The organism is Stenotrophomonas maltophilia, from assembly GCF_039555535.1.
GTDB classification, from domain to species: Bacteria; Pseudomonadota; Gammaproteobacteria; order Xanthomonadales; family Xanthomonadaceae; genus Stenotrophomonas; species Stenotrophomonas maltophilia_Q.
Window position 1 is genome coordinate 4788240 of sequence record NZ_CP154630.1, and the last position, 17979, is coordinate 4806218.

14 protein-coding genes are annotated in these 17979 nt (G+C 69.1%); 11 read left to right on the plus strand and 3 right to left on the minus strand.

Features of this window, described 5'->3' with window-relative positions; genetic code table 11:
* Positions 1-19: 19 nt before the first annotated feature.
* From AASM09_RS21990 to AASM09_RS22015, 6 genes are all read left to right on the plus strand, one after another.
* Positions 20-475 (plus strand): MarR family winged helix-turn-helix transcriptional regulator, encoded by a 456-nt coding sequence (locus tag AASM09_RS21990; protein ID WP_008265191.1) that lies wholly within the window; start codon positions 20-22, stop codon positions 473-475.
* Between the two features lie 108 nt (positions 476-583).
* Positions 584-793: a DUF1656 domain-containing protein gene (locus tag AASM09_RS21995; protein WP_049429213.1), complete on the plus strand. Its 210-nt coding sequence runs from the start codon at positions 584-586 to the stop codon at positions 791-793.
* Positions 790-1707 carry an efflux RND transporter periplasmic adaptor subunit gene (locus AASM09_RS22000; protein WP_049429212.1) on the plus strand — a complete coding sequence of 306 codons (918 nt, stop codon included), beginning with the start codon at positions 790-792 and terminating at the stop codon, positions 1705-1707. The genes AASM09_RS21995 and AASM09_RS22000 overlap by 4 nt, the downstream gene beginning before the upstream one ends.
* Positions 1704-3164, plus strand: a complete 1461-nt coding sequence (locus AASM09_RS22005) for an efflux transporter outer membrane subunit (RefSeq protein WP_343368665.1) — start codon at positions 1704-1706, stop codon at positions 3162-3164. Before AASM09_RS22000 ends, AASM09_RS22005 begins: the two co-directional genes overlap by 4 nt.
* On the plus strand, positions 3161-5200 hold the full coding sequence (locus AASM09_RS22010; RefSeq protein ID WP_049429210.1) for an FUSC family protein: 2040 nt from the start codon (positions 3161-3163) through the stop codon (positions 5198-5200). The genes AASM09_RS22005 and AASM09_RS22010 overlap by 4 nt, the downstream gene beginning before the upstream one ends.
* Positions 5201-5293: 93 nt before the next feature.
* Positions 5294-5692, plus strand: a complete 399-nt coding sequence (locus tag AASM09_RS22015) for a hypothetical protein (protein WP_049429209.1) — start codon at positions 5294-5296, stop codon at positions 5690-5692.
* A 113-nt stretch (positions 5693-5805) separates the two neighbouring features.
* Here AASM09_RS22015 and recD read toward each other — a convergent pair whose 3' ends face one another.
* From recD to recC, 3 genes are read right to left on the minus strand one after another with little or no spacing between them, the layout of a single operon-like run.
* Positions 5806-7686, minus strand: coding sequence for an exodeoxyribonuclease V subunit alpha (recD, locus tag AASM09_RS22020; protein WP_049429208.1), 1881 nt, complete (start codon positions 7684-7686; stop codon positions 5806-5808).
* Positions 7683-11363, minus strand: coding sequence for an exodeoxyribonuclease V subunit beta (gene recB, locus AASM09_RS22025; protein ID WP_049429207.1), 3681 nt, complete (start codon positions 11361-11363; stop codon positions 7683-7685). Before recB ends, recD begins: the two co-directional genes overlap by 4 nt.
* Positions 11360-14707, minus strand: coding sequence for an exodeoxyribonuclease V subunit gamma (gene recC, locus AASM09_RS22030; protein WP_049429206.1), 3348 nt, complete (start codon positions 14705-14707; stop codon positions 11360-11362). The genes recB and recC overlap by 4 nt, the downstream gene beginning before the upstream one ends.
* A gap of 189 nt (positions 14708-14896) precedes the next feature.
* Here recC and AASM09_RS22035 point away from each other — a divergent pair, with 189 nt between their 5' ends.
* The 5 genes from AASM09_RS22035 to AASM09_RS22055 are packed head-to-tail and all read left to right on the plus strand — an operon-like array spanning position 14897 to position 17978.
* On the plus strand, positions 14897-15685 hold the full coding sequence (locus AASM09_RS22035; RefSeq protein ID WP_049429226.1) for an ABC transporter ATP-binding protein: 789 nt from the start codon (positions 14897-14899) through the stop codon (positions 15683-15685).
* On the plus strand, positions 15685-16434 hold the full coding sequence (locus AASM09_RS22040; RefSeq protein WP_005414955.1) for an MlaE family lipid ABC transporter permease subunit: 750 nt from the start codon (positions 15685-15687) through the stop codon (positions 16432-16434). Before AASM09_RS22035 ends, AASM09_RS22040 begins: the two co-directional genes overlap by 1 nt.
* A gap of 59 nt (positions 16435-16493) precedes the next feature.
* Positions 16494-17018, plus strand: a complete 525-nt coding sequence (gene mlaD, locus AASM09_RS22045; RefSeq protein ID WP_005411706.1) for an outer membrane lipid asymmetry maintenance protein MlaD — start codon at positions 16494-16496, stop codon at positions 17016-17018.
* On the plus strand, positions 17015-17677 hold the full coding sequence (locus AASM09_RS22050; RefSeq protein ID WP_049429205.1) for an MlaC/ttg2D family ABC transporter substrate-binding protein: 663 nt from the start codon (positions 17015-17017) through the stop codon (positions 17675-17677). Before mlaD ends, AASM09_RS22050 begins: the two co-directional genes overlap by 4 nt.
* Positions 17667-17978, plus strand: coding sequence for an STAS domain-containing protein (locus tag AASM09_RS22055; RefSeq protein WP_049429204.1), 312 nt, complete (start codon positions 17667-17669; stop codon positions 17976-17978). Before AASM09_RS22050 ends, AASM09_RS22055 begins: the two co-directional genes overlap by 11 nt.
* Position 17979: the final 1 nt, after the last annotated feature.

The window sequence follows — 17979 nt, forward strand, 5'->3', positions numbered from 1 at the left end:
AGTATCCTATCTATCTCTTATGGACCGACCCCTCGACGAGCGCACCGTGCTGCAGATGCAGCTCAGCTCCGGCCTGCTGTACGCAGGGCGGCAGTGGCAGCGCCTGGCCGACAGCCGGCTCGGCAGCTACGGCATCTCCACCGCCTGCACCATGCCGCTGCTGATGATCGGCCGCTCCGGCGGTGGCATCCGGCAGGTGGCGCTGGCCCAGCAGCTGGGCATGGAGGGTCCCTCCCTGGTGCGCCTGCTGGACAAGCTGTGCGCCAGCGACCTGGTCCGCCGCGAAAGCGATGCCAGCGACCGCCGCGCCAACCTGTTGTGGCTGACCGACGCCGGCCAGGCGCTGGTCAGCGAGCTGGAAGACCAGTTGATCGGCCTGCGCCAGGACGTGTTCGGCGAACTGTCCATGGATGAACTGCACGCCGTGCTGAAGGCATGGCGCCTGCTGGCCGAGGCCGCCGACCGCATCACGTAAGCGCGCTGCCCCCGAACACCGCCGCTGCCGTGCACACGCCAGCGGCTTTTGCCCGTTGCCGTTGTTCTGTTGTTCCTCCCCTCCCCCACTTGCCCCCGCCCCCTACCGATGCCCGGTGAATTCAGTCTCCACGGAGTGTTCGTCCCGACCCTGCTCGGGTTGATGGTGTTGGCCTACCTGGTCAACAGCGGTCTGCATGCGCTGCTGCAGCGTGCCGGTGCCTATCGCCATATATGGCACCCGCCACTGTTCAACCTGGCGCTGTACGGGATCGTGCTTGGCCTGCTGTTCCACCTCCTGCGTTGGATGCAATCGTGAACAAGATCGTGAAGAAAGCCCTTCCCGTACTGCTGACCAGCGCAGCGGTGATCGTCGCCCTGCTGGTGCTGCGCCAGCTGTGGGTCTATTACATGGATGAGCCGTGGACCCGCGACGCCCACGTCGGCGCCGATGTGGTGCAGGTCGCGCCGGACGTGTCCGGGCTGGTGGAAACAGTTGACGTGGCCGACAACCAGGCGGTGAAGAAGGGCGACCTGCTGTTCGTGGTCGACCGCGCGCGCTACCGCATCGCGCTGGAGCAGGCGCGGGCCAGCCTGGCCGAGCGCCAGGCCTCGGTAGCGCAGCTGCGCCGCGAGATCGGTCGCGACCGCAGCCTGCAGGACCTGGTCGCCGCCGAGGATGCCGAAGTGCGCCGCGCCAAGCTGCAGGCTGCACAGGCGGCGCTGGCCACCGCACAGGCCGCGGTCGACCTGGCCGAGCTCAACCTGGGCCGTACCGAGGTGCGCGCGCCGGCCGATGGCCGGGTCAACGACCGCACGATGCGCGTAGGCGACTATGTGGTGGCCGGCAAGCCGGTGCTGGCGTTGCTGGATACCGGCTCGTTCCGCATTGATGGCTATTTCGAGGAAACCCGACTGCGCGGCGTGGCGCCGGGGCAGACGGTGGACATCCGGCTGATGGGTGAATCGACGCCGCTGCGCGGCCATGTGGAAAGCATCGCCGCCGGTATCGAGGACCGCTACCGCAGCAACGGCAGCACCCTGTTGCCGAACGTGACGCCGGCCTTCGACTGGGTGCGGCTGGCGCAGCGCATCCCGGTGCGCATCGCCATCGACGAAGTGCCCAAGGGCGTTGAGCTGATTGCCGGGCGTACCGCCACGGTGACCGTGCAGACCAACAGCACGAAGCACGCAGACAAGGCCGGCGCCGCGCCGACACAGGCGGGCCTGTGAACGCCACCCTGCCCCGTCTCGGCCTGATTGTCGCGCTGGCCAGCCTGGCCGCGTGCAGGACCGTTGGCCCGGACTATGCATTGCCGGAAGGCTCGGCGTTCAAGCGCCCCGAAGCCAATGCTGCCTTCATCGATACACAGAACCCGCACGTGGCCGCCAACCAGGCGCTGCCCGACCGCTGGTGGTCGTTGTACAACGACCCGGTGCTGGACGGGCTGATCACCCAGGCGCTGCGTGACAACGTGGAACTGAAGGCCGCCGATGCGCACCTGCGCCGCGCCGCCGCCGTGTACGAACAGGCGCTGGACGCCGGTGGCTTCGAGTACGAGGCCGAGGCCGGCGTCAGCCGCGCGCAGCTGTCGGCCGAATCGTTCCTGCAGGAGCACGAGCTGCCGGTGATCAACCTGGCCGATGGCAAGTTCGCGGTCAGCTACCAGTTCGATCTGTTCGGCAAGCTCAAGCGCGGCGCCGAAGCGGCGCGTGCCGACGAGCAGTCGGTGGCGGCGGCACGCGATCTGGCCCAGGTCAGCGTGGTCGCGCAGGTGGCCGACAGTTACCTGGAAATCTGCCACGCCAACCACGAGCTGCACGTGGCCGAACATTCGCTGCAGCTGCAGCAACGCAGCCGCACGGTCACCGAGCGCCTGATCGCGGCTGGCCGTGGCACGCCGCCGGAGCTGGCCCGCGCCAATGCCCAGGTGGCACTGCTGGAAGCTGCACTGCCGCCACTGCGCGCGCAGCGCTCGGCGGCCGCCTATTCGCTGGCCGCGTTGCTGGGCCAGACCCCGGGCCAGCTGCCGGCCGGCGTGATCGACTGCGCGCACGCGCCCAGCCTGGCGCAGCCGCTTCCGGTCGGTGATGGCCGTGCGCTGCTGCAGCGTCGCCCCGACATCCGCCAGGCCGAACGCAAGCTGGCCTCGGCCACCGCGCGCATTGGCGTGGCCACCGCCGAGCTGTATCCGGACATCCGTCTGGGTGCCTCGGTGGGCGCCGCCGGCCTGCTGGAAGACTTCGGTACGCCGATGACCCAGCAGTGGTCGATCGGCCCGCTGATCTCGTGGACGCTGCCGTCGTCGGGCACGCACGCGCGCATCCACGCTGCCGAAGCCGGCGCCGACGCCGCGCTGGCCGAGTTCGACCACACCGTGCTGCAGGCGCTGCGGGAGACCCAGACCGCGCTGGACCGCTATGCGCAGGACCTGCGCCGCCTGCAGTCGCTGCGCACCGCACAGGAGCAGGCCGCGCTGGCCGCCGAGCAGAACCGCCGGCTGTACCAGGGCGGCCGCACGCCCTACCTGTCCAGCCTGGATGCCGACCGCAGTCTGGCCACCAGCGACGCCACCCTGGCCGCCGCCGAAGCGCAGGTCTCGCGCGACCAGATCCATCTGTTCCTGGTGCTGGGTGGCGGCTGGCAGGCAAGCCGGCCACCGCACAGGCCTCGGCGAAGTAAGCCATGAACGCGCTGACCGACCGCCAGGCGTGGCTGTTCTCGATCAAGACCTACCTGGCCGCGGTGGCCGCGCTGTACATCGCCATGGCCGGCAACCTGTCGCGCCCGTACTGGGCGATGGGCACGGTGTACATCGTCAGCCAGCCGCTGCTGGGCCCGACCCGCGCCAAGGGCGTATACCGCATCGTCGGCACGCTGGTAGCCGGCCTGGCCACCCTGCTGGTGCTGCCAGCACTGGTGGAAACGCCGCTGGTGCTGAGCGCAGCGATGTCGATCTGGCTGGCCGGTTGCCTGTTCATGGCCCTGCTCAACCGCGGCCCGCGCGGCTACGCATTCCTGCTGGCCGGCTACACCACCGCCTTCATCGGCTTCCCCGCAGTGACCTCGCCGGAAACCATCTTCGACACGGTGGTGGCGCGCAGCGAGGAGATCATCCTCGGCACGGTGGTGGCGGTGCTGTTTGCCTCGCTGCTGTTCCCGGCCTCGGTGCGCCCGATGCTGCGCGCGCGCATCGGCAACTGGATGGAGGACGCCGCACAGTGGTGCCGGCAGATTCTTGAACGCGGTCGCGCACATGCGCCGCGCAACCGGCTGGCCGCCGACCTGGTGCAGTTCGAGGCGCTGATCGAATTCCTGCGCCGCGATGATCCACGCCATGCCGGGTCGGCGGTGTCGATGGAGCGCCTGCGCGAGCGCATGCTGCTGCTGTTGCCGGTGCTGTCCTCGATCGCCGACCGCCTGAGCGCGCTGCGCAGCGACGGCCAGGCGTTGCCCGAAGGCCTGCCGGCGTTGATCGACGACATCCACGACTGGCTGGACGGGCCGACCAATGCCAGCGAGTACGCTCGCCTGCGTGCGCGCATCAGTGCGCTGAAGCCGCAGGTGGACCGCGACCTGCAGCACCTGCAGCTGGCCAGCCTGCTGCTGCGCCTGGAGGAACTGGTGGACCTGTGGCAGGACTGCCGCACCCTGCAGCACGCGATCGACCACGGCACCGCGCCGCTGGACCGCGCGCATTACCGCATCCGCACCGAGCGCGTGGCCGCCGACAAGCACGTCGACTACGGCATGGCGCTGTTCTCCGCGCTCAGCGCCGGCGTGGCACTGATGAGCTACTGCGTGCTGTGGATCGCACTGGGATGGGAAGGCGGAGGCAACGGCGCGATGATGGCCGCGGTGACCGCCGCGTTCTTCGCCGCGCAGGACGATCCGGCACCGAGCATGGTGTCGTTCCTGGTGTGGGCGATGGTGGCCTCGGTAGTGGCCGGCGTGTACCTGTTCGGCGTGTTCCCGGCGGTACACGACTTCGGCCTGCTGGCATTGGTACTGGCGGTGGTGTTCCTGCCACTGGGCCTGATGCTGCACCACCCGAAGAGCGCGCTGTTCGCGCTGCCGCTGACAGTGAACCTGGCTGCGCTGCTGAGCTTGCAGAACACCTACAGCGCCAACATCCAGACCTTCCTCAACTCGTCCATCGCGATGTTCATCGGCATTGGCTTTGCGGTGGTGATGACCCGTCTGTTCCGTTCGGTGGGTGCCGAGTGGACCGCGCGCCGGCTGGTGAGGCAGGGCTGGACCACGCTGGCCGAAGCCGCCGAGGGTCGTGGCCAGCAGGACCGCCAGCGCTTCGCCGCACGCATGCTCGACCTGCTGGGCCTGCTCGCACCACGCCTGGCGGCAACGCCGGAAGGCAGCGACATCGCCTCGGTGGACATGCTCAACGAGGCACGCATCGGCCTGAACATCCTGCAGCTGCGCCGCGCCCGGCTGGAGCTGCCCGAGCGCAGCCGCGAGGCGGTCGAGCACATCCTGGAGGACATCGCCGCGCACTACCGGCAGCAGATTGCCGCGCGCAAACCGATGGTGGCGGCCGAGGCGCTGCGCGAGCGGTTGGATACCTCGCTGGGCCGGGTCGGCAGCGTGGGCGCCTGCAAGGCCCGCGACGAAGCGCTGATGGGTCTGATCGGCCTGCGCTTCGCACTGTTTCCCGAGGCGAAGGCGTTGGCGCCGGGCTTGGCAATGGACACGGCGACGCAGCCGTAGCGCGCTACCCTCTGTGTCCACAGACTCCGCTCCGGGGTCGGATCCTTCGCCCCAGGCGAAGGCTCTGACCCCCGCTCTGCACAGGAAGCTCCAATGAGTTACGACATGATGGTGTTCGAGGCCAGCGCGGCCCCACGCGAGGCGGCGGCCTTCATCGCCTGGTTCGAGAAGCAGACGCAGTGGAACGAGCGCCACGAGTACGACGACCCGGTAGTCAGCAGCCCGGCGCTGCAGGCGTGGTTCGCGGAGATGGCGCAGGAATTTCCGCCGCTGGACGGACCACTCAGCAACGACGATGACGATCGTGACGAAGTGACCGAGTACAGCATCGGCCGGCAGGTGATCTACGGTGCGTTCGCCTACTCGGTGGCCGAGCGCGCGCACGGCCGTGTGCAGGACCTGGCCGAGAAGCACGGCGTGGGGTTCTTCGATGTGAGTGCCGATGAAGCGGCGATCGTGTTCCCCGATGGCCTGGTGCTGATCGCGGAATGACGCCGGGTCGGATCCCTCCCGAAGGGAGGGCTCTGACCCGGGCAAGCAAACAGGCGTGTCTCGGGCGCCGGGGTCAGAGCCCGTTCCCGTTGGGAACGGGATCCGACCCCGGTTCAGAACAACTGGCCCTGCACCGCTGGCTGTTCGATGGGCGCCGGTGCTTCGATCACGTCTTCCGCACCCAGCCGCCAGGCCAGGCCACCCAACCGGCTGGCGTGGCGCTTCAACGCCGCCTGCAGCACGTCGGCGCCGCCGGCCACATGCAGCACCTGGCGGGCACGGGTCAGGCCGGTGTAGACCAGTTCGCGCGACAGCACGCGGCTGTCCTGGCGTGGCATCTGCAACCACACTTCGTCGAACTCCGAACCCTGTGCCTTGTGTACGGTCATCGCGAACGCGCTTTCGTGCGCGGGCAACGCGGCCGGGTGGAAGGCGCGCGGCTGCTCGACGGTGTCGCCGGGGAACCAGGCCACCATCGCGCCGCTGCCGTCGCGCAGGCAGATGCCGATATCGCCGTTGAACAGGCGGTGCCGGTAGCTGTTCTCGGTCACCAGCAGCAGGCGGCCCTGGAAGTAGCCCGGGGTGTTGCCGGCCAGCAGCTGCTCGATGCGGCTGTTGAGCCCACGCGCGCCCTGCGGGCCTTCGCGCAATGCGGTCAGCACGCGCAAGCGGCCGGCCTGCTGCAGGGCAAGCGCTGGATCGGCCACGTCGGCCAACGCACGCCAATGGCCCAGCAGGTGCTCGCGTTGGCCACGCAATGGATCGGCTTCGCCTTCGTGGAAATGTACGCCTGCCAGCGACCCACCACGCAGCAGCTGCAATGCGGTGCTGCTGTCGCCTTCACGCACGGCATGCGCCAGCGATGCCAGGTCCAGCGCATCACTCTGCCGGTAACCGCGCAGCAGCTGCACGCGACGGCCGGCGAAGGCGCGTGGCGTGGCCTGTGGCTGCAGCGTCGCCGGCGCCAGCAGGCCATGCAGCGCCTGCGCATCGTCGGCGCGGGTGCCGATGCCATCGCCGCTGGCACGCAGGATCGCACTGAGTACGTCGCCGGCTTCCACCGACGGCAACTGGTCCGGGTCGCCGAGCAGGATCAACCGGGTGCCGCTGGCGATCGCATCGACCAGCTTGGCCATCATCGGCAGATCGATCATCGACGCTTCGTCGACCACCACCACGTCCACCGGCAACGGGTTGTCGGCGTGGTGGCGGAAGCGCGGCGAATCGGGAATCACGCCAAGCAGGCGATGCAGGGTGGTGCCGGTACTGGGCAGTGCCGCGCACAGTGCCGGGTCCACGCCGTCCTCCTGCAGGCGCTGCACGGCCAGCCGCAGGCTCTCGGCCATGCGTTCGGCGGCGCGCCCGGTGGGTGCGGCCAAGGCCACCTCGGGCAGCGGCTGCCCGGCCTGCCGGGCCTGCGCTGCCAACAGCAGCAGCAGGCGCGCGATGGTGGTGGTCTTGCCGGTACCGGGGCCGCCGGTCACCAGCGCCAGCGGATGGCGCAGGGTCACGCCGGCGGCGCGGGCCTGATGATCTTCGCTGTCCAACGCCCGCGGGAACAGGCGCGCGAACAGCGGTGCCAGTGCGGCCATGTCCGGCGCCGGCAGTGGATGCCGGCCGATGCGCTGCAACCCGGCCGCCAGCTGGCGTTCGTACTCGCGATATCGGCGCAGGTAGAGCAGGCCGTTTTCCAGCACCAGCGGCGCGTCCTCGGCGATGGCGTCGAACTGCTTGGGTGTCGCTACCCAAGGGGATGCGCGCAGCTGGGCCAGCCAGTCCTGCGCATCCGGCCATTCCGGTACGCCTTCCAGCAGGCGCTGCGGCTGCGCCGGATCGAAGCCGGCGTGGCCCTGCGACACTGCCAGCGAGGCCAGCGCCGCCGCCAGCGCCACGCTCTCGGGCGTGTCGTCGCGCAGCCGCATCAGGCTGGTCGCCAACGCATGGTCGAGGGTGCGCAGCTGGCCTTTCTTGTGCAGTTCCTTCAACAGGCTCATGCGCTGGCTCCACGCGCACGCGCCGCCAGTTCGGCCTGGGCCTGCTCGCCACCGGCGAACAGCGCGTCCAGTGCATCCACCAGCGCCAGCGGGAAGCGGTCCACATGCACGCCGTTGCCAGCGCCATCCAGCCCGCGGCAGAACAGGTAGCGGATGCCACCCATGTCGCGCTCGTAGTCGTAGGCTGCCCCCAGGCGGAAGCGCAGCCAGCGATGCAGGGCCACGGTGTAGATCAGTGCCTGCAGGTCATATTCGCTGTGGCGCATGGCGATGGCCAGCAGGTCCGGGCTGTAGCCGGGCAGGCGGTTGGACTTGTAGTCGAGCACGTACCAGCGCCCATCGCGCACGTAGGTCAAGTCGATCATGCCGGTCATCAGGCCTTCCAACCGGCGGCGCTGGCCGAAGCCTCGGCGACTGCTGGAAACGCCATGCGCGTGCAGTACCTGCAGCAGCGCCGGCACGGTGGTCGGTTCGATGGCGAAGTGGAAGTCGATTTCCGCGCGGCGCTCGCCCTCGGCCAGGCTGCACAGGGCGCCGCCTTCGGGCAGCGGTACGGTCAGCGTGTGGCCAACCAACGGCACCAGCACCGCCACGCCATCGTCCAGATCGACATCGGCATAGCCTTCGTCGTGCAGCGCCTTGCGCAGCACCTCGGCTTGCCCCTCGGGCGCTTCCAGGCCCGGTTGCCAATCCGCCCATGCAGCGAAGTCGACGTTCTCCATCGCCTCATGCAGCACGTTGCCGAAGCGGCTGCCCATGAAACGCGGATCAAGCGGCGCGCTGTCTGCGGCGGCCGCGGCGGGTTCCGGCAGGGCCGGTTCCAGCGGCAGTTCCGGGCCAGCCGGTTCGTCGGCCGCCGGTGCTGGCAGTTCGGTGGCGGCCGCTTCGATATCGTCGCCGGCGCCAGCATCGGCATGGGCCAGCTGGGTGAAGCTGTACACCCACCAGTCATGCGGCACGCGCCGGGTCAGCGCACGCACGGCCGGCAGGTCACCTTCCACTTCGGCCGCCAGCTGCGGCAGCGCGGCCGGCGCCTCGCTGTCGTCGACATACACATCAGCATGTGTGCGCAGCACCTGCAGGTCACCCAGCAGCGGCGCCAGCCGCGTCCTGCCGAGCCCAGCCAGATCGCCCACGGCGATCCACAGCGCGTGCTCGGCACGGGTCAGGCCCACATACAACAGGCGTGCATCTTCGGCACGCTGCTCGCGTTCGCGCTGCGCGGTGGCCGCTTCCCAGGCCTCGTCCTTGTCGAGCTTCCAGTGCAGCTGGCGCTGGCCGCCCACATACACCGTGCAGTGCGACGCGGTGTTCGGCGCCCCGCCGTCGATGCCGATGAAGGGCAGGAACACCAGCGGATACTCCAGGCCCTTGCTCTTGTGCAGGGTGATGATCTGCACACGACGCGCGTCCGATTCCAGGCGCAGCAGCTGCTGCTCGTCATCCTGGTCGGCATTGGCCATCTGTCCCTGCAGCCAGTCCAGCAGGCCATGCATGCCCAGCGCCTGCGCGGAGGCTTCCTGCAGTAGTTCGCCCAACTGCAGGTAGTTGGTCAGGCGGCGCTCGCCATCGATCAGCGCCAGCAGGCGCTCGCCTTGTGCAGCACAGATTTCGGCGATCACCGCGAACGGGCCACCACGCTGCCAGCGTTCGCGCCAGTGCAGCAGCTGTGCCTGGAACCCGCGTTGCAGGTCGCCCTCGCGTTCCATCGCGGCGATCGCGCTGGCCTGCTGGCCGAGCAGTACGGTGGCCAGTGCCGCACGCAGGCGGCCTTCATCGGCCGGTTGCAGCAGGGCCAGCAGCAGCGCACGAAGATCGCGCGCTTCAGGGGTGGCAAACAGGCTCTGCTTGCCGGCCGCCACCGCCGGAATGCCCACCGCGGCCAGCGCGCGCTGTACCAGGGTGGCCTCGCGATGCGAACGCACCAGCACCGCGATGTCGCCCGGCTGCACCGGTCGCCCACGCAGCACGGCGTTGCCGGCACGCGCAGCAACCAGGGTCTGGTGGATCGCTGCCACACAGGCCTGGGTGGCGGCATCGCGCGAGGCATCGGCGCTCATCGCCTTGTCGCCGCCACTGCGCAGCACGCGCAGGGTCAGCGCGACGGCGGCACGACCATCGCGCAGGTAATCCTCGTCAACCCGCACGCCGCCGGGCCGCACCGGCTCGAACTGGATGTCGCGTTCGAGGAAAGCGTCTTCGCCGCCGTTGTCATACAACGCCTGCAGCGCACGCAGCACGGCCGGTCGCGAGCGGAAGTTCTGGTCCAGCACCGGTGCCTTCTGCGCCACCTGCTTGGCCTTCAGGTAGGTGTGGATATCACCGCCGCGGAAGCCATAGATCGCCTGCTTGGGGTCACCGATCAGGAACAGCGCCGGCGCCAGGCCGAGTTCGCGCACCTCCGGCGAATTGCCGAACACGGTGTGGAAGATGCCCCATTGGCGGTCGTCGGTATCCTGGAACTCATCGACCAGCGCGATGCGGTACTGCGCGCGCAGCTGCTTCACCAGTGCCAGCCGCTGCGGGCCTTCCAGCGCCAACGCCACGCCATCGATCAGATCGTCGTAGGTCTGCACCCGGCGAGTGCGCTTCAGTGCCTGCAGCCGCTGCGTGGCGTCGGCGCGAAGCGCGTGCAGGAAATTCAACGCGGTGGCACGCAGCCAGGCATCGCGTTCGGCCAGCAACGCGACATAGCGCGCCAACGGCGCCTGCAACGGCGACGATGGCGTGCGCTCGGCGAACTTCTTGTTGGTCTTGGCGGCCAGTGCCTCGGGCAGCAGCGCTGGCAGGCGCTCATTGGCCAGCAGCTCGCGCGGGTCGGCGCGCTCGGCCCAGGCCAGCAGCTGCCGGCCCAGCGGGTGCAGCCACCCCAGCTTGTAGGACACGCCGTTGATCCACTTGTTGTCGACCGCATCGCAGAGGTCGATGAAGAACTGCTCGCCATGCGCGCGCACGCTTGCGGACAGTGCTTCCGCCGCGCTCTGCAGGGCCGGATGCGGATCGGCCAACGCCACCGGCTGCGGCAACGGATGCAGCGGCGGTGCGGCCAGCAGCGCGCGCAGATCGGCGGCCAGCGCGTCCGGGGTGGACCACAGCCAGGTCAGCGGTTCCAGCGTGGCCGGGTCGTTGGCATGCACACGCCACAGGTCGGCCGCCAGCTCCTCCAGCAGCTCACGGTCACTGGCCAGCAGTTCCGGCGGGTCGAAGGTGTGGCCGCTCTCCAGCGCATGCTCGCGCAGCACGCGGGTGCAGAAGCCGTGGATGGTGAAGATGGAGGCCAGGTCGATCTCGTCCGCGGCCACCTGCAGGCGCCGCTTCAGTGCGGTGGCACTCTCGGAGCCGCCCTGCAGATGGCGCTGCAGGACTTCGCGGGTCAGGCATACATCCGGCGCTTCACCCTCGGCCGGTTCCAGATCGACCAGGCGTGCCGCCAGCGCCAGGCGCTCGCGGATGCGCTTGCGCAGTTCCTGGGTGGCAGCGTCGGTGAAGGTCACTGCCAGGATCTGGCCGATGCGCAGGCCCTGCTCCACCACCAGGCGGGTGAACAGCGTGGCCAGGGTGAAGGTCTTGCCGGTGCCGGCGCTGGCTTCGATCAGTCGAATGCCATCCAGCGGCAGGGCCAGGTAGGGATCGCGGCTGAGGAGCTCGATGCCGTCCCCGATGATCACGGTGCTCATGCGCTGCCCTCCTGGCGTGATTCCGTGCCGAGGGTGCGGCCTTCGCGCACCGCGCTGAAGACCACCTGGCTGTTGCGCAGCAGGTCGGCATAGCTGGCATCGGTGGCGAATGGGTCGGCACCGCGCAGCAGCAGCTGCCAGGCGTCGCTGCTGGATTCACCCCAGGTGCGGTCGCTGCCGTGCCACTGCTTCCAGCCTTCGCTGCGCTGTTTTTCTGCCGGCGCGTTGTACAGCACCCAGCCGGTGTACGGGGCAAAGCGCAGCGGCTCACGCAGGCCACGCTGGCGCAGCTGCAGCAGTGCACGCAGCGCCGCGCGTGCGGCGGGAACGCTCAGCGCCGGTACGACATGCGGGCCCGGCCCGGCATCGCCGCCATCATGGAACTGCACCAGCGGCAAGGCATCACCGGCGGCATTGGCCAGCAGCCAGTCCAGGCCATGGCGGATCACCGCGTTGCCGTTGAGGGTGCCGGCGCGCAGGCGCACCAGGCCCTCGGGATGCCGATCGGCCACGCGGCCGTGCAGGCGCACCCCGTCGATTTCCACTTCGTAGCGACGGCTTTCCAGTGGTTCGCCCTGCATCCAGCCCAGCAGCGCACTGGCATACGGGCGGGTTTTCAGCTGCTCCACCTCGAACTGGCGCTCGCCCAATGGACCCGACGGCAGCAGTCCACGCGCGCGCAGGCGCGGGTACAACGGCTCGGTATCGCCGCTGAGCGTGGCACGTACCACCGCCGCCTGCACGCTGCGCTTCTCCGGCCCCCGCGAAGACAGCACCAGCGGTTCCAGGTCATCCACCTCCTCGACCTCGTCAGCCAGGCGCAGGCCCAGTGACTGTGCGAGAAACTGCCCGGCCGGGTCGCACAGGAAGCGACGCAGGGTATCGAGCGAGACCTCCTCTTCCACCGCATCGTCGAGCGGCGGTGGCAACGGTGCATCGAACCACGGCTGCAGGCCTCCACGCTGGCCGGTGAGGCGACCGGCAGCGGGATGCCACTGGCGGCGATAGCTGAAGCGGCGCGGGTCGCCATCGCCGAACGCGCCTGGCGAAAACGGCTGCAGTGCGTGGCGCACGGTGAAGTCGCGGGTGGCCACAGCCGGATCGAGGTGATACGCCGCAGCCGCATCGATCAGTTCGCTGACCAGCACCGACGGCTCACGCACGCTGCCATCGCGCGGATCAGCACCGAGGTAGCTGAGATAGAACACCTCCTGCGCGGCGGCGAACAGCTGCAGGAACAGGAAGCGATCGTCCTCGCGGGTGGAGCGGTCGCCCGGCCGGCGGCGCGGCGTATCCAGCTCCGCAGTGAGCTGGTTGAGACCGGCGGCCGGGTCACGGCGCGGGAAATCGCCATCGTTGAGGCCCAGCACGCAGATCACCCGGAACGGCAGCAGGCGCATCGGCACCATGCGGCCGAAGCTGATGCCACCGGTCAGCAGCGGTGCGCGCGTATCGGCCTCGCCCAGCGCGCCGGCGAAGTGCGAACGCACCACCTCCGGCGGCACGCCGTCTTCGAAACCGGCCTTGGCGGCGTCTTCAGCGAACTGGTTGAGCAGCTTGCGCAGGCGCTCAAGGGCACGCTGGCTGTTGGGCGAGCTGGGCGCGGTTGGCAGCAGTGCATCCAGCAGCGACAGCAGGCGCTGCCGCCACTGCGCGGGCGTCAGCAGTTCGCCGAGGCGTCGCTGATACACCGCCAGCACACGCAGCAGGCGCAGCAGACGGTCCAAGGCGTCCAACGCGCCGCCTTCCAGTTCGATCCACGGCGCCACGCCGGCCAGATCGGCCTCGCTGCCGGTGGCATGGCCGAGTACCAGGCGATCCAGTGCGAACTGCCAGGTATAGGCATCGTCGGCTGGCGCCTGATGCTGGTTGCGGTGCTTCGCATCCAGGCCCCAGCGCGCACCGGCCTGTTGCAGCCAGCCGTGCAGGCGGTCGAAGTCCACTGCTTCCAGCCCGGCCGCTTCGGCCAACGGCGCGCTGGCCAGCAGGTCCAGCACTTCGTTCAGGCCAAAACGCGAGACCGGCAGGCCCAGCAGGTGCACGAACACATCGGCCAGCGGCTCGCCGGCCAGCGGGCTGCTGTCGGCCAGCGCATACGGAATGTGCTCCTCGTCGCCCCCCCGGCCTCCGAATACCGCTTCCAGATACGGCACGTAGGGATCGATGTCCGGCGCCAGCACCGCGATCTCGCGTGCCTGCAGCGGTGGGTCGAAACGTGGGTCCTGCAGCAGGCTGCGCAGCTGGTCGTGCAGCACCTGCAGCTCGCGCAGGCGGGTATGGCAGGCATGCACCTGCAGGCTGGGATCGTCGCTGCGCAGAGCCTCGCGCAGCGCGCCCGAGGGCAGCGCACGGCGGTGGAACAGATCGCGCTGGAGGCGATGCAGCAGGCTGTCGGACAGTCCACCTTCGTCCAGGGTTGGCCGGGTGTCTTCCTCCGGATCGGAATAGGCGGCGATCTCGCCGGCCGGGTGCACCACCTCGTAGCTGCCCAGCACCGCCATGAAATCGCGGCCGGCCGCCCCCCAGGCTTCCAACAGGCGGTTCTCGCCGGCGGCCTCGCCGAACGGGTCCGGTGCGCCGCTGCGCAATCGCTCGGCCAGCGTCTGCAGGTCGCCCCAGTACGACTGCACCGGGGTGGGCATGTAGAAATGCAGTTCGCCCACCCGCGCCTGGGTGGCCATCACCCGCAGCACATCGGGCGAGATGTTGAGCGTCGCGAACGCAGACATGCGCGGCGGCAGCCCCTGCGGCAGCGGCTTGCCGGCGCCTTCGAAGCGGTCCAGGTACTCCTGGATGCGACGTGCACGGTAATCATGACCGTGGGTGATGGTGCGCCACAGGATCGCCTGCGGGTCGGCCGGATCGGCACCGGCTGCCCAGCGCAGCAGCCAGTCGCGGCGCCACGCCTGGTACTTCTCGAATACCGAGGCCAGCTCGCCCGCCAGCGCCCACGGCTTCAATGCGTCACCGCCGGCAAGATAGGACCGCAGCGCGCGCATCGGTGGCTGCGCCAGCAACGCCGGGTCGCGCAGCGCCTGGTACAGCTTCCAGTGCAGGCCGGCCGCGTCCAGGTCGTCCTGCTCGCCGCTGACATTGGCCTTCAGCGCGCGGGCCACGAACTCGCCCGGGGTGAGGAATTCGAGGTTGGCAGCGACACCGAATTCGGCGGCCAGTGTCGCTTGCAGCCAGCGGCGCATCGCGACCTGCGGGATCAGCACCACTTCCGGCGCCAGCAACGGCTGGCTCGGCACCGGCGCGCGCACGTTGCGCGCCAGCAGCGCGGCCAGCACGTCCAGGGAATTGGAATGGTAGAGGCGGAAATCGCTGCCTGGGTCACTCATCATGCACAGTGTGCAGGACGGCAGGCAGTATTCAATGGTCGGTCCATCGACGGTACGGATTGTTCCGGGCTGCCGGCCGATTGTCCCGGCCTGCGCCAAGCCCTGCCGTGCAACAATACTGGACCGTCCAGTCTGCTTATGTTCAGCCGGCTGGCCCGATCCTTCGATGTCTAAAAAACGTTAATGGTGCCCATGTCGGCTTCCGCCTCCAGTCTGGTGCAGTTGTCCAACGTCCGCATCGACCGGAGCGGACGCACGATCCTGCGCGACGTGTCGCTGCAGGTGCCCAAGGGCAGCATCACTGCCGTGCTCGGCCCGTCCGGCAGTGGCAAGTCGACCCTGCTGGCGGCACTGACCGGCGAGCTGCGACCGGTCGCCGGTGAGGTCACCCTGTTCGGCAAGCCGATCCCGCACGACAGCAGCGCGCTGCTGGAGATGCGCAAGAGCGTGGGCGTGCTGCTGCAGGGCAATGGCCTGCTGACCGACCTCACCGTGGCCGAAAACGTCGCACTGCCGCTGCGCACGCATACCCGCCTGCCGGCCGCCGTGCTGCGCCGGCTGGTGGAGATGAAGCTGCATGCGGTGGGCCTGCTGGCCGCCGCCGATGCGTGGCCGCGCGAACTGTCCGGCGGCATGGCACGCCGCGTGGCGCTGGCCCGTGCGCTGGCGCTGGACCCGCCGCTGATGATCTACGACGAGCCGCTGACCGGGCTGGACCCGATCGCCTCCGGGGTGATCATGAGCCTGATCCAGCGCCTCAACCACAGCCTGGGCCTGACCAGCATCATCGTCAGCCATCACGTGCACGAGACCCTGCCGATCTGCGACCAGGTGATCGCCATCGCCAATGGCGGCATCGTGTTCCAGGGATCGCCCGAGGCACTGGAGTCCAGCCAGGATCCGCTGCTGCGGCAGTTCCTGCATGGCCAGCCCGATGGCCCCATCCCGTTCGATGCCGCGCCGCGCGCGAGGGTTGCCTGATGCCGTTCGTTCAAGCCACCCGTTCGCTGGGCCGCGCCGGCCTGTTCTCGCTGACCGTGCTGCGCGGTTCGCTGCCGACCCGTGACTTCCTGGCCGAACTGACCCGCGAGATCTACAAGATCGGCGCGCGCTCGCTGCCCATCATCGCCGTCGGTGGCGCCTTCGTCGGCCTGGTGCTGACCCTGCAGGGCTACCGCACGTTGACCACCTTTGGCGCGGCCGACGCGCTGTCGACCCTGCTCGGCCTGTCGCTGTACCGCGAGCTGGCGCCGGTGCTGACCGCGCTGCTGTTCATCGGCCGCGCCGGCAGTTCGATCGCCGCCGAGCTGGGCCTGATGCGCGCCACCGACCAGATCAAGGCGCTGGAGCTGATGGCCATCGACCCGGTGGCCAAGGCCGTGGCACCACGCTTCTGGGCGGCGGTGCTGACCGTGCCGCTGCTGACCGGCATCTTCTGCTCGCTGGCGATCAGTGCCAGCTACTTCGAGGCCGTGCACGTGCTGGGCCTGGACAATGGCGTGTTCTGGTCGGCGCTGCGCAACAGCGTCGATTTCTGGGATGACTTCGGCGTGGCGATGCTGAAGTCGGCGATCTTCGGCGGCACCGCCGCCCTGGTCGCCGCCTACGTTGGCTTCCACGCCGAGCCGACCATCGAGGGCACCTCGGTGGCGACCACCCGTGCGGTGGTCAACGCCTCGCTGCTGGTGCTGATGTTCAACTTCGTGCTGTCGGCAATGTTGTTCACCTAACCCCTCCACCGGCGGTGCGCTGGCGCGCGCGGCCACCACGACTTGATCAGGTAATCCACATGGCCATCCGCGGTCCCAGACTCGAATTCTCCGTCGGCGCTTTCCTGCTGCTGGCCCTGGCCTCGCTGATGGTGCTGGCCGTGGCTTCGACCAACCAGCGCTGGAGCTGGGGCAGCCAGGGCTACGAACTGAAGGCGCGATTCTCCCAGGTCGGCCAGCTGCGCAAGCAGGCGCCGGTGAAGATCGGCGGCGTCACCGTCGGCCAGGTCGCCTCGATCGACCTGGACCCGGTGAAGTTCGAGTCCATCGTGACCCTGCGCATGGACAGCAAGGTCAAGGACCTGCCGGCGGATACCTCGGCCGGCATCTTCACCAGTGGTTTGCTCGGCGAGAGCTATATCGGTCTGCAGCCGGGCGGTGATCCGGACGTGCTGAAGGCCGGCGACGAGATTGTCTTCACCCAGCCGGCGGTTGACCTGATCCAGCTGGTCGGCAAGTACATGTTCAGTGGTGGTGCCGGTGGCGGCGCTGCTCAGAAGCCCAACGATGGCGCGCAGGCGCCTGCAACGGAACCGCAACCATGAAGATGAAACTGATCCCGGCCCTGCTCGCCTCGGCGCTGCTGGCGGCTACTCCGTTCCTCGCCCAGGCCCAGGCCGCCGCTCCCGCCGCTGCCGCGACGCAGGGCCAGGCCGGCAAGGTGGTGATCGATGCCAGCACGCGCATCCTCACCACCCTGCAGCAGCGCAGGAGCGAGTTCGGCAGCAACCCGGCCAGCCTGCGCAACTACATCGACAGCGAACTGAACCGCACCTTCGACCGCGACTATGCCGCGCGCCTGGTGCTGGGCCCGCACGCACGCGGTGCCTCGGATGCCGACATCAAGCTGTTCGCCGATGCCATGGCCGACAGCCTGATGCAGCGCTATGGTTCGACCCTGCTCAACATCCAGGGCAAGCCGAGCTTCCGCCTGAAGGGTGAAAGCCCGCTGCCGGGCAACCGCGGCGTGCGCGTGAGCACCGAGCTGGTGCGTGCCGGCAGCGAGCCGACCCCGGTCGAGTACTGGATGCGCAACGTGAACGGCCAGTGGAAGATCTTCGACGTCAACATCGAAGGCATCTCCTACGTGCAGACGTTCCGCAACCAGTTCGACACCCCGCTGCGCCAGAAGGGCATCAAGCAGGTGGCCAGCGAACTGCACAGCGGCAGCATGCAGGCCGGGCCCGCGGGCAATGGCAAGTAACGCACTGGCACTGCTGGAAGGCGACACCCTGCGCCTGCGCGGGGTGCTCGACCGCGCCGCAGTGATCGCGCTGTGGCCGCAGCTGCAGGCCCTGCCGGCAAAGCTGGCACGGCTTGAGCTGAGCGAGGTCGAGCGCGTGGACAGCGCCGGCCTGGCCCTGCTGGCCGAGCTCGCGGCACGTGCGCGCAAGGCCGGCCACCCGCTGGTGATCACCGGCGCGCCGGCTGGCTACAACGAATTGAGCGCGGCCTATCGGCTGTCGCCCAACCTGGATTTCAACGCTACTTCTGCTGCGAGCTGAC